This window comes from Pseudomonas sp. PDM26, assembly GCF_019219185.1.
Classification (GTDB): domain Bacteria; phylum Pseudomonadota; class Gammaproteobacteria; order Pseudomonadales; family Pseudomonadaceae; genus Aquipseudomonas.
This window is the reverse complement of sequence record NZ_JAHUWC010000005.1, coordinates 88391-101067: the sequence shown is the minus strand read 5'-3', so window position 1 is coordinate 101067 and position 12677 is coordinate 88391. Positions and strand designations below refer to the sequence as shown.

Annotated in this window: 12 protein-coding genes; 8 read left to right on the top strand and 4 right to left on the bottom strand. The window is 59.5% G+C overall.

The features are described 5' to 3' along the window. Positions 1-92: 92 nt before the first annotated feature. Positions 93-929, top strand: coding sequence for a taurine dioxygenase (tauD, locus tag KW849_RS11865; RefSeq protein ID WP_218429585.1), 837 nt, complete (start codon positions 93-95; stop codon positions 927-929). A gap of 117 nt (positions 930-1046) precedes the next feature. On the opposite strand, the gene mgrA is transcribed toward tauD, so the two are convergent. Further along, positions 1047-2084, bottom strand: a complete 1038-nt coding sequence (gene mgrA / locus KW849_RS11860) for an L-glyceraldehyde 3-phosphate reductase (RefSeq protein ID WP_218429584.1) — start codon at positions 2082-2084, stop codon at positions 1047-1049. A 198-nt stretch (positions 2085-2282) separates the two neighbouring features. Beyond that, positions 2283-3173, bottom strand: a complete 891-nt coding sequence (locus KW849_RS11855; RefSeq protein ID WP_218429583.1) for a LysR family transcriptional regulator — start codon at positions 3171-3173, stop codon at positions 2283-2285. A gap of 133 nt (positions 3174-3306) precedes the next feature. On the opposite strand from KW849_RS11855, the gene KW849_RS11850 reads away from it, so the two are divergent. Beyond that, complete coding sequence (locus KW849_RS11850; RefSeq protein ID WP_218429582.1) at positions 3307-4047, top strand: SDR family oxidoreductase; 741 nt, start codon at positions 3307-3309, stop codon at positions 4045-4047. A gap of 137 nt (positions 4048-4184) precedes the next feature. After that, positions 4185-4445, top strand: coding sequence for a hypothetical protein (locus KW849_RS11845; protein ID WP_218429581.1), 261 nt, complete (start codon positions 4185-4187; stop codon positions 4443-4445). 9 nt (positions 4446-4454) lie between these two features. Here the strand turns inward: KW849_RS11845 and betT are convergent, their stop codons facing one another. Both betT and epsC read right to left on the bottom strand, forming a co-directional pair. After that, positions 4455-6410 carry a choline transporter BetT gene (betT, locus tag KW849_RS11840; RefSeq protein WP_218429796.1) on the bottom strand — a complete coding sequence of 652 codons (1956 nt, stop codon included), beginning with the start codon at positions 6408-6410 and terminating at the stop codon, positions 4455-4457. Positions 6411-6788: 378 nt separating this feature from the next. Then, entirely contained in the window at positions 6789-7715 is a 927-nt protein-coding gene (epsC, locus tag KW849_RS11835; RefSeq protein ID WP_218429580.1) for a serine O-acetyltransferase EpsC, read from the bottom strand. Between the two features lie 190 nt (positions 7716-7905). On the opposite strand from epsC, the gene KW849_RS11830 reads away from it, so the two are divergent. The 5 genes from KW849_RS11830 (at position 7906) to KW849_RS11810 (ending at position 12665) form a co-directional block, all read left to right on the top strand. Continuing rightward, entirely contained in the window at positions 7906-8898 is a 993-nt protein-coding gene (locus tag KW849_RS11830) for a D-cysteine desulfhydrase (RefSeq protein WP_218429579.1), read from the top strand. Positions 8899-9193: 295 nt separating this feature from the next. Continuing rightward, positions 9194-9994, top strand: a complete 801-nt coding sequence (gene tcyJ, locus KW849_RS11825) for a cystine ABC transporter substrate-binding protein (RefSeq protein ID WP_108216115.1) — start codon at positions 9194-9196, stop codon at positions 9992-9994. Further along, positions 9994-10659: a cystine ABC transporter permease gene (gene tcyL / locus KW849_RS11820; protein ID WP_108216114.1), complete on the top strand. Its 666-nt coding sequence runs from the start codon at positions 9994-9996 to the stop codon at positions 10657-10659. Before tcyJ ends, tcyL begins: the two co-directional genes overlap by 1 nt. A 4-nt stretch (positions 10660-10663) precedes the next feature. Then, positions 10664-11419: an L-cystine ABC transporter ATP-binding protein TcyN gene (gene tcyN, locus KW849_RS11815; RefSeq protein ID WP_218429578.1), complete on the top strand. Its 756-nt coding sequence runs from the start codon at positions 10664-10666 to the stop codon at positions 11417-11419. 481 nt (positions 11420-11900) lie between these two features. Then, the gene (locus tag KW849_RS11810) at positions 11901-12665 is read left to right on the top strand and encodes a hypothetical protein (RefSeq protein ID WP_108216112.1); all 765 of its coding nucleotides are present in this window, start codon (positions 11901-11903) and stop codon (positions 12663-12665) included. Positions 12666-12677: the final 12 nt, after the last annotated feature.

Genomic DNA, 12677 nt, shown 5'->3' with positions numbered 1-12677 from the left:
CGCGTTTAGCCAGTCAACACGCGTTATCGTTAACGACCATCGCGAGCAAGCTCGCTCCTACAGTTGGCACCTCCGGATTGAAGAGAACCACCATGAGCCACCTGACCATCGTCCCCTTAGGCTCCGCCCTCGGTGCGCAAATCAGCGGCGTCGACATCAGCCAGCCGCTGAATCTGGAGCAGCGCGATGCCATTGAGCAGGCGCTGCTCAAGCATCAAGTCCTGTTCTTCCGCGACCAGCCAATCACGCCACAGCAGCAGGCGCGATTCGCCGCGAATTTCGGCGACCTGCACATTCACCCGATTTACCCCAACGTGCCGGAACAGCCGCAAGTGCTGATCCTCGACACCGCCGTCACCGACGTGCGCGATAACGCGATCTGGCACACCGACGTGACCTTCCTGCCGACGCCGGCCATGGGCGCGGTACTCAGTGCCAAGCTGCTGCCGGAGTTTGGCGGCGACACGTTGTGGGCCAGCGGGATTGCCGCGTATGAAGCCCTGTCGACGCCGCTGAAAACCTTGCTCGAAGGCCTGACCGCCACTCATGACTTCACCCGTTCGTTCCCGTTGGAGCGCTATGGCAACACGCCCGAGGCGCTGGCCCAGTGGGAAGAAGCACGGCGCAAGAATCCGCCGCTGTCGCACCCGGTGATCCGCACGCACCCGGTGAGTGGGCGCCGCTCGCTGTTCGTCAACGAAGGTTTCACTTCGAAGATCAACGAGCTGTCGGAAACCGAGAGCGAGGCGATTCTGAAGTTCCTGTTCGCCCATTCAACGCGACCGGAATTCACCATTCGCTGGCGCTGGCAGCAGGATGACATTGCGTTCTGGGATAACCGCGTGACTCAGCATTACGCGGTGGATGATTACCGGCCGGCGCGGCGGGTGATGCAGCGGGCGACGGTGTTGGGGGATGTGCCATTTTAAGATCAAAAGATCGCAGCCTTCGGCAGCTCCTACATTGACTGCGTTCGCCGCAAATATTACGGCCGAACATTGATCCTGTAGGAGCTGCCGAAGGCTGCGATCTTTTGCTTTTTAGGGTTATTCCGCCGTCGAAGGCTTCTCCCAAAGATTGACCCCGCCCTCCCGGGCAAACCGGTCAATCTCCGCCAGTTCCTCTGCACTGAAGCTCAGGTTCTTCAACGCCCCGACGTTCTCGACGATCTGCTCCGGCCGGCTCGCACCAATCAATGCCGACGTGACCCGCGGATCGCGCAACGTCCAGGCCAGCGCCAGCTGCGCCAGGCTCTGGCCACGACGTTTGGCGATTTCGTTGATTGCCCGCACCTGGGCAATGTTGGCCTCGGACAAATGCGATGCCTGCAACGAACCACCGCCCGGACGGTTGACCCGCGCATCCGCCGGCACGCCGTTGAGGTATTTATCGGTCAACAAACCCTGGGCCAGCGGGGTGAAGGCAATCACACCGGTACCGAGTTCGTCAGTAGTGTCGAGCAGGTCTTTTTCCACCCAGCGATTGAGCAGGTTGTAGGCCGGCTGGTGGATCAGAAGCGGCACTTTCCACTCTTTGAGCAACGCCGCCATTTCGCGGGTCTTCACCCCAGAGTACGAAGAGATTCCGATGTACAACGCCTTGCCCTGTTGCACCGCCGTGGCGAGTGCGCTGGCGGTTTCTTCCAGCGGCGTGTCCGGATCAAAACGGTGGGAGTAAAAGATGTCGACGTAATCCACGCCCAGGCGTTGCAGGCTCTGGTCGAGGCTGGCCAGCACGTACTTGCGTGAACCGCCGCCCTGACCGTAAGGGCCGGGCCACATATCCCAACCAGCCTTGCTGGAAATGATCAGTTCGTCACGGTATTGCTTGAAGTCTTCACGCAGTAAACGGCCGAAGTTGATCTCGGCGCTGCCGTACGGCGGGCCATAGTTGTTGGCCAGGTCGAAATGGTTGATGCCCAGGTCGAATGCCGTGCGCAATAACGCGCGCTGGGTATCGATCGGCGTGCTGTCGCCGAAGTTGTGCCACAGCCCCAACGACAGCGCCGGCAGCACCAGTCCGCTGCGGCCCACGCGGCGGTAAGGGATGGAGTCGTAGCGGTTTTCGGCAGCGGTGTAAGTCATCGAATCCTCTCTTGTCGGTCTTGAATCTGGTCTCGACTGCTTCGCCAGTCGCCCAGCATACGCCCGGACAAACGCCAGAAAACCCCGGATTCGACTAATGGCTGAAACGTTTCACATATTTTCATCTTCGCCGTCAGAACCATCGCCAAGATCGCAGCCTTCGGCAGCTCCTACATTGACCGCGTGCACTTTTCACCTTCACGTGGCCCCCGCAAACACCTCTCCCAACCAATCCACAAATACCCGAACCCGTGGCGACATGTGTCGATTGTGTGGATAAAGCACCGATACCGGCATTGACGGTGGCGGTGTCTCGGTGAGGATTTCCTGCACCAGCCCTTGGGCGATCTGCGTTTCCATCCGGTAATGCGGGCACTGGATCAAGCCCAGTCCGGCAATCGCCGAGGCGGCGTAGACTTCGGCGCCGAACACCGAAACGGCGCCATCGATGGTCACTTCCCTGAGTTCGCCGTCCACCATGAACTCGAACGGGAACAACTTGGCCGTCGTGCGCGAAACGTAGTTCACCGCGCGGTGCCGACTCAGGTCGGCGAGGCTTTTCGGTTCGCCGTATTTGCGCAGATAGGCGGGGCTGGCGCAGGTGATCTGACGCAGGTTGGCGACACGTTTGCCGATCAGCGTGGAGTCGCCCAATGTTCCCGCCCGCAACACGCAATCGATACCTTCGCTGATCAGGTCGACCTGGCGGTCAGCCTCGCTGATGGACAGCTCGATGTCGGGATAACGCGCCATGAATTGCGGCAAAGCCGGGATCACGAAGTGCTTGGCCAATGTCCCGTGCAAGTCCACCCGCAGCCGCCCCTTCGGTGCCACACCACGAAACGCCAATTCCGCTTCTTCCAGCTCTGCCAGCAGTTGCACGCAACGCAGGTAGTACGCCTCGCCATCCAGCGTCGGGCGCACTTTACGCGTGCTGCGCTCCAACAAACGGGTACCCAGCCAGGCCTCGAACTGATTCAAGGTGTGGGTCAGCGTCGCGCGTGGCAGGTTCAGGTCATCGGCAGCCTGCGTGAAGCTGCTGCGCTCGTAGATCCGCACAAAAACCTTCATCGCCTTGACTTGGTCCACAGCTCACTCCAGGCACTCGATTGTTGGTGATTATTGAACAGTCAAGGCAACTCTCGTGCATTTATCACCCTGAGTAAACATGTGAAATTGGCTTCACCCCAGACAAACACCTTCACTCATAGGAATCATCGCCATGACTGCTCAAACTCCGAAAGTTGCCATCGTGACCGGCGCCTCCCGCGGCATCGGCGCGGTCATCGCCAAACAACTGGCCAGCGAAGGTTTCGCCGTTGCCATCAACTACGCCAGCAGCGCCACCGAAGCCTCGAAACTGGTGGTAGAGCTGCGTCAGGCCGGCCACCAGGCCATGGCGATCAAGGCCGACGTGGCCAATGCCGACGACGTGCGCCGGATGTTCGACGAGACGGAAACCCAACTGGGCAAGGTCGATGTTTTGGTGAACAACGCCGGCATCCTCAAAGTGCTGCCGCTGGCGCAACACAGCGATGAACTGTTCGAGCAGAACTTCAACATCCACGCTCGCGGTACCTTCAATACCCAGCGTGAAGCGGCGACCCGCCTGAACAGCGGTGGCCGGATCATCAACTTCTCCAGCAGCACCGTCGGCATGAACCTGCCGGGCTACGCGGTGTACATCGCCAGCAAAGCGGCAGTGGAGTCCCTGACTCAGGTATTCGCCAAGGAAATGCGCGGGCGCAACATCACCGTCAATGCGGTGGCCCCGGGCCCCGTGGCCACCGACCTGTTCCTGCATGGCAAAAGCGAAGAACAGATCCAGACCTTCGCCAGGATGGCGCCGCTGGAACGCCTGGCTCAGCCAGAAGACATTGCCCGAGTCGTGTCCTTCCTCGTCGGACCGGATTCGGCGTGGGTCAACGGGCAGATTTTGCGGGTCAATGGCGGGTTGGTTTAACTATGCTCAGACAGACACCGCAGTGCCCCTATCGCGAGCAGGCTCGCTCCCACAGGGCTCGCCGTGATCCTTGCAGGAGCGAGCCTGCTCGCGATAGCGGCCTCGATGGCAGCACACATCTGAAGACAGGGTCCACCATGCACACCACCATCATCATCACCTTCGGCCTGATCCTCCTGGCGCTGATGCTCTACATCGGCGAGAACATCGGCTTCACCCACCAGACCCTGGCCTACAGTTTTATCGTGCTATGGCTGGCACTGACGCTGATCAACGGCGCAGTCGGCATCGTGCATGCCGGCCAGCCATTGAGCACCGAACTGGTGATCGGTAGCGCCGTGTTCGGTGTCCCGGTGGCGGCGCTGGTGTTGTTCATGGTGTTGACCACCGAGACATGAAGACCTTGATCAACGCACCAGATGCAGAAACTGCATGTGCCGTTCGTACTGGTCGAGGATATCGTTGATGATCTGCTCCTTGGTGTAGCCCACCAGGTCGTAATCCTGGCTGCCCTCGCTCAAATGCACTTCGGCCCGGTGGTAGCGGCGATTGTTGAGTTGCTTGGAACCCATGCCGCCACGGGCAAACGACGGCGTGAAGTAACCGCGCATCTGCACCTGATAAACGAACGAATGTTGATCGCCGTGGCCGATCTCCAGGCTGACGCTGTCAGTCGCCGGATCGGGATGCGTCACCACATGCAAGCCCTTCTCCCGGAACACGGCAGACACTTCTTCAATCGCCGGGCGCACCATCGTATCGAGAAAGCGATAAACCTCGTCCCGCGAAGGGAAATGCACCGCCTGACTCAAACGTTGCCTCCAGCCGCCGCGCCGTGAGCCAGACACCGGTGCCAGTGAATGCATCTGCGCAATCTGCTTCTGCGATTCCAGATAAAACGCCTTGTGCAGCCCCCACATCATCAACAGCAGAATCAACGAGAACGGCAGCGAGGTCAGGACCACCGCCGACTTCAACGCATCGATGCTGCCCGAGAACAGCAATGCACTGGTCACCAGCGCAGTCATCGCGCCCCAGAACACTCGCAACCATTTCGGCCCGTCTTCATCGGGATTGCCGCCCTTGGCGGACAGGGTCGACAGCACCACGGTGCCGGAGTCGGCGGAGGTGACAAAAAACACGAAGCTGATGAACACCGTGACCGCGATGACGGTTTTGCTCCACGGGTAGGTTTCCAGCAGCAGATACAGCGTCATCGACGGATTATCGATGGCCGACATGCCGAGTGCGCTCATGCCGTGGTTGAGCACTTGATCGATGGCGCTGTTACCGAAAATCGACATCCACGCCAGGGTGAAACCGAGCGGAATCAGCAGCACGCCGAAAACGAATTCACGGATGGTCCGGCCACGGGAAATCCGTGCGATGAACAGGCCCACGAACGGCGACCATGCGATCCACCAGGCCCAGTAGAACACCGTCCAGCCGCCCAGCCAGTCGCTGGGTTTGTCGTAGGCGTACAGGTCGAAACTCTTCATCGGCAAGGCGCCGAAGTAATCGCCGAGGTTCTGGATCAGGGTGTTAAGCAAGTGCTGCGTGGGGCCGGCGAACAACACAAACAGCAACAGCGCACAGGCCAGCAGCATGTTGATGTCGGACATGACCCGCACACCCTTGTCGACGCCGGATACGGCAACGATGATCGCTGCGCCCATCATCAAGGTGATCAGGCCGATCTGAATCCATTGGGTGTGGGCGATGCCGAACAGGTAGTCCAGGCCCGAGTTGAGGTGCAACACGCCGAAGCCCATGTCGGCGCCGAGGCCGAACACCGTGGCGATGATGCCGAAGCCGTCCACCGCGTAACCGATCGGGCCGTTGATGCGCTTGCCGATCAGCGGATACAGCGCCGAACGCAGGGCCAGTGGCAGGTTATGCCGGTAGGCAAAGTAAGCCAGCGCCATGCCGACAAAGGCGAACACACCCCAGCCGTGCAGACCCCAGTGCAGAAACAGAATCTGCATCGCCTGGCGCGCCGCATCTGCCGTACCAGCCTCGCCTTGGGGCGGTTGCAGCATATGGGTCAGCGGCTCGGACACACAAAAGAAAAACAGAGTGATGCTGATCCCCGCGGCGAACAGCATGCCGGCCCAGGACAAGTAACTAAATTCGGGTTCGTCGTGGTCGGCACCGAGCTTGATCTTGCCGTAGCCGGACAAGGCGGTAACCACCACGAAGACCAGATACAGGGTCATCGCCAGCATGTAATACCAGCCGACCGTGTTGGCCGCCCAGTTTTGCGCCGCCAGCAACCAGGCACCGGCCTGCTCGGGCATGGCGATGACAACGACACCAAACAACAGAATGAAACTCGCCGAGAACCAGAACACCGGCGGATTCATGCGGATCAGACCGCTTGGAGGGATGGACGATGCACTCATGTACGGTGCACCTCGAAGGGGAAAAACGTGGCTGTAGAAATCGGACTCAGCAAAGGCAAGCCTCCTGTTGTGAGCGGGCAGCGAACCGCCGGTTTAACTTGAATGAACGTTCAAGTTAAACATGGATAGGGGGCTAAGGACTAATCGCAGGGCTCGGCGGTAGCTTTCCTACACTCGCTTAAGGAAGGGTATGACGCGGGGATTGGGGGGATTCTGTAGGAGCTGCCGAAGGCTGCGATCTTTTGACTTTTGTTGGTCAAATTCTTAAAGATCGCAGCCTCGTTTCACTCGACAGCTCCTACGGCTCCTACGGCTTCCTACAGTCAGCAGAAATCGAGATTACTTCTGCGCCCCATCATCATGCTGCAGATTCGCCTGGGTCAGGTTGCTGCCCGCCGGCACGCTGCGGGTCAGCCAGACATTGCCGCCGATGGTCGAGCCCTGACCGATGGTGATCCGCCCGAGAATCGTCGCCCCGGCATAAATCACCACGTCATCCTCGACAATCGGATGCCGTGGCTGGCCTTTCTGCAACTGACCGTCTTCGTCCGCCGGGAAGCGCTTGGCGCCCAAAGTCACCGCCTGATAAATCCGCACGCGCTCGCCGATGATCGCGGTTTCGCCGATCACCACGCCGGTCCCGTGGTCGATGAAGAAACTGCGGCCGATCTGCGCGCCGGGGTGAATGTCGATGCCGGTGGCCGAGTGGGCGATTTCCGCACTGATCCGCGCCAGCAACGGCAGCCCGGCGCGGTACAAATGGTGGGCCAGGCGATGATGAATCACCGCCAGAATTCCCGGATAGCACAACAGCACTTCATCGACACTGCGCGCCGCCGGGTCGCCGTGATAGGCCGCCAGTACGTCGGTGTCCAGCAGGCTGCGCAACCCTGGCAGGGCGAGGGCGAAGTCCTGAATGATCTGGATGGTCCGGGCTTCGACTTCAGTCTCGGCCTGGGCACTGTGGCGCGCGGCGTAGCGCAATTCGAGTCGCGCCTGGGCCAACAGCGCATTCAGCGCCACATCCAGCGTATGACCAACGTAGAAGTCTTCGCTTTCTTCGCGCAGGTCAACCGGCCCCAGGCGCATCGGGAACAGCGCGCCGCACAGGGCTTCGAGAATCTCTGCCATGGCCGCCCGGGAGGGCAGTTCGCGACCGCCCTGCTCGCCGCTGGCCCGGCCGTTTTGTGCACGCCACTGCTCACGTGCCGTGCGCAGCTGACTGACGATGGTCTGCAATTGCCAATGGCTGGAACGCTCACTCACGGTAAAAACTCCTCACGGGCGACCGGACTGTCTGGCCGCACTGACGGCGATTACTTTACGGCAAGGGTCGCAAGGCAAATTAAGAACCAATAGTGCTGTACTCAGTTCGATTGGCTATAAGCGATTGACGGTTGCCCAGGCTTTGGGGCCTGCCTATAGTCCTGAAATCCTCCACGGCCAGTACGGACCCATGATCAAACAACAACTCGCCCGCTTTAACCGCCTCGACCTGCTCGGTCAACCCACCGCCCTGGAAAAACTCGAACGCCTGTCGACCTGGCTGGGCCGCGACGTGTACGTCAAGCGCGATGACCTGACGCCGCTGGCGATGGGCGGCAACAAATTGCGCAAACTCGAGTACCTGGCCGCCGATGCCTTGGCCCAGGGCGCCGACACCTTGATCACCGCCGGCGCGTTGCAATCGAACCACGTGCGCCAGACAGCCGCCATTGCCGCCAAGTTGGGCCTGGGCTGCGTAGCCCTTCTGGAAAATCCTCTGGGCACTGACGACAGCAATTACACCGGCAACGGCAACCGGCTGCTGCTCGACCTGTTCGATGCCAAGGTCGAACTGGTGGAAAACCTCGACAACGCCGATGAACAACTGCAAGCCCTGGCTGACCGACTGCGCAGCAACGGCAAGAAGCCGTACCTGGTACCGATCGGTGGCTCCAATGCCTTGGGCGCCCTGGGTTACGTGCGCGCCGGGCTGGAACTGGCCGAGCAGATCAAGGACACCGGCCTGAAGTTCGCCGCCGTGGTCCTGGCCTCGGGCAGCGCCGGTACCCACAGCGGCCTGGCACTGGCCTTGAGTGAAGTACTGCCGGATCTGCCAGTGATCGGCGTGACGGTTTCGCGCAGCGATGAAGATCAGCGGCCAAAGGTTCAAGGCCTGGCCGAACGCACTGCCGAGCTGCTGGGCGTGAACCTGCCGGACGCTTTCAAAGTCGAGTTGTGGGATGAGTATTTCGCCCCGCGTTATGGCGAGCCGAATGCCGGGACACTGGCGGCGGTGAAGCTGCTGGCGGGCCAGGAAGGCTTGCTGCTGGACCCGGTCTACACTGGCAAGGCCATGGCGGGCTTGCTGGACGGGATCGGGCGTCAGCGTTTCGACGAAGGCCCGATCATCTTCCTGCACACCGGTGGGGCGCCGGCGTTGTTTGCCTATAAGGATTTTCTGTAGGCGATTCAGAAGATCAAAAGATCGCAGCCTGCGGCAGCTCCTACAGGTGCATGCCGATCCCTGTAGGAGCTGCCGCAGGCTGCGATCTTTTCCTATGAAACACATATTCAATTAACGAATAACAAATAGGATATTTATTATTTTCCTATCTAACGGCATCATCTTATAGTCACGCCGCAGGCGAATTTGTAACGAGACGCATACGCTGCTTTAGTGCAGGATATCGCAGTCATCAAAATCCCGAATTTGCCAACTTTCCTAAAGCGTCTTCCATAAGAAAACACAGGGGCTTGTCATGAATTTTTCCGCACTACGTCGCAATCTGCTGGTGGGCTCGCTGGGCCTGGCACTGAGCGCCGGCCTGATCGGCCAAGCGGTTGCCGGTGAGCAACTGCAACAAATCAAGGACAAAGGCGTGATCAACGTCGGCCTGGAAGGCACCTACCCACCGTTCAGTTTCGTCGACGCCGACGGCAAACTGGCCGGCTTCGAAGTCGAGTTCTCCGAAGCCCTGGCCAAAGAGCTGGGCGTGAAAGTCAAACTGCAACCAACCAAATGGGAAGGCATCCTCGCCGCCCTGGAATCCAAGCGTCTGGACGCAGTGATCAACCAGGTAACCATCACCGAAGAGCGCAAGAAGAAGTATGACTTCTCCGAGCCCTACACCGTTTCCGGGATTCAGGCACTGGTGCTGACGAAGAAGGCCGCCGAGCTGAACATCAAGTCCGCCGCCGACCTGTCTGGCAAGAAAGTCGGCGTAGGCCTGGGCACCAACTACGAAGAGTGGGTAAAAGCCAATGTGCCGACCGCTGACATCCGCACCTACGAAGATGATCCGACCAAGTTCCAGGACCTGCGTGTCGGCCGTATCGACGCCATTCTGATCGACCGCCTGGCCGCGCTGGAATATGCCAAGAAGGCCAAGGACACCACCGCCGCCGGTGATGCGTTCTCCCGTCAGGAAGCCGGCATTGCCCTGCGCAAAGGCGAGCCTGAACTGCTGGCCGCGGTGAACAAGGCCATCGATAAGCTGCGTGCCGACGGTACGCTGAAAAAGCTGTCGGAAAAATACTTCAGCGCTGACGTCACTCAATAATGGGAGACGCTTTCCAACTCGCACTGGACTCCGTGCCCTTTCTGCTCAAGGGCGCGTACTACACGGTGATCCTCAGCCTGGGCGGGATGTTCTTCGGCCTGGTGATGGGGTTCGGCCTGGCGCTGATGCGCCTGTCGCGCTTCAAACTGGTGAGCTGGATCGCCCGCATGTACGTGTCGTTCTTTCGCGGCACGCCGTTGCTGGTGCAACTGTTCGTGATCTATTACGGCTTGCCGCAATTGGGTCTGGAACTCGATCCGCTGCCGGCGGCCCTGATCGGCTTCTCGCTGAACATGGCCGCCTACGCCTGTGAAATCCTGCGTGCCGCGATCAGCTCCATCGAGCGCGGCCAATGGGAAGCGGCTGCCAGTATCGGCATGACCCGTGCGCAGACCCTGCGTCGGGCCATCCTGCCGCAGGCGATGCGCACCGCATTGCCGCCGCTGGGCAACAGCTTCATTTCGCTGGTCAAGGACACCGCGCTGGCCGCTACCATCCAGGTGCCCGAACTGTTCCGCCAGGCGCAGCTGATCACCGCCCGTACCTTCGAAATCTTCACCATGTATCTTGCCGCCGCACTGATCTACTGGGTCCTGGCCACGGTGCTGTCGCACCTGCAGAACCAGTTGGAAGCGCGGGTCAATCGGCACGACCAGGAGTCCTGACCCGATGATTGTCGTGGAAAAACTGACAAAGCAGTTCAAGGGTCAAGTCGTGCTCAACGGCATCGATCTTGAGGTCAAGGAAGGCGAGGTGGTTGCGATCATCGGCCCAAGCGGTTCGGGCAAGACCACCTTCCTGCGCTGCCTGAATTTTCTGGAAGAACCCACCAGCGGCCGGATCAAGGTCGGCGATATCGAAGTCAATACCAGCCGTCCCCTGAACCAGCAGCAGAGCCTGGTGCGGCGTTTGCGCCAGCACGTAGGTTTCGTGTTCCAGAACTTCAACCTGTTCCCCCATCGCACGGCGCTGGAAAATGTCATCGAAGGCCCGATCGTGGTCAAGAAGACCCCGCACGCCGACGCTGTGGCCCTGGGTAAAAAACTCTTGGCCAAGGTCGGCCTGGCGGGCAAGGAGGACGCTTACCCGCGTCGCCTCTCCGGAGGCCAGCAACAACGCGTGGCGATTGCCCGGGCGTTGGCAATGGAGCCGGAAGTGATCCTGTTCGATGAGCCAACCTCAGCCCTCGACCCGGAGCTGGTGGGCGAGGTATTGGCGACGATCCGCGGCCTGGCCGAAGAGAAGCGCACCATGGTGATCGTCACCCACGAAATGGGCTTTGCCCGGGACGTGGCCAACCGTGTGGTGTTTTTCGACAAGGGCGTGATCGTCGAACAAGGCGAAGCAAAGGCGTTGTTTGCCAATCCGAAAGAAGAGCGAACCAAGCAATTCCTGAGCAAGTTCCTGAATAACACCCACAACTAACAACCCTGCGCAACAACGGTAAACTTCCATGGATGGAAGTAACCCCCTCGAAATACGCCTTATTAATACCAAACTAAACTCATCTATTGAACATGCAAATCCTGTACGCGTGCGCGGTACAAATGTATGCATCACAACAATTAAACAGTGCCAATTCGATCAGATCCCCTATCGCAAGACCGAGCCAATGACTTGCACCAATTCGCCCATATTCCCCCGCTTTCAGTAGACAAATTCGACGCACAGACATGGTTTAATTACTTGGGGTCGTAGGAACTTTCTGAATAACATCACACTTCACTCATCACCAACAAAACTTATTGACACCTGATCTTCCTGACTCTTATCTAGTCTCCACCCAGCGACACTCATCACGCTTAACTCATTATTTCAACTCGAAGTAATGAATGGTTTTTCTGTTCGATTTTCAGTTTTTGAAATTCCAGAAACGGACTTCGTTGCAAGACTTCAAGGAGACTTCATGAACAGCACCTCAAACAAATCCGGGCTTGCGGCCCCGACCCTGGCGCAATCCAACAAGACCGGCATCAACGTCACTTGCGCGGCGCACCTGCTGATCGATGTGGCACCCTACCCCGCCATGGACGCAGGTGACCTGATCGAACTGTTCTGGGACAACTGCTACGTGGCCTCCCGCGTGCTGACGGCCTGCGATGTCGGCCAACCGGTGCAGCTGCGGGTGCCTGAAAGTTTTGTCGCCAACGGTACATCGCGCATTCACTACCGGGTCATGCAAGTTGGCCGGGGCCCGGCGGTATCGGCCAGCCGCAACGTGCAGATCAAACTCGACTGCCCCGGCGGCCAACCCTCCGCACTGTGCGGCGATGAAAACCAGTGCCTGGCACCGGTGGGCATTCCCGAGGCGATTCGCCGTCAGGGGGTCAATCCGAGTCAGGTCAAACGCGGTGTTCCCTTGACCATCGAGCCGTACCTGAACATGGCCGTCGACGACGAAATCACCCTGCGCTGGGGCGATTTGCGCATGGATCTGCCACGGCTCAAGTCCGCCGATGTGGGCCAGCCGATCCAGGTCTGGATACCGCCGGCCATCATCCTCGAAGCCGGCGAAGACCTGCGGCTGGAAGTGACGTACTGCATTCTCGACCGGGTGGGCAACAACTCTCGCTGGGCACCGGCTCGCACGCTGAAGATCGGTTGTGCCAGTCCTTATCTGAAAGTCCTCCCGAAAAAAGTGCTCAAGGCTGCCGAATCCCGCAAGCAATGAGTCCTGGCTTGA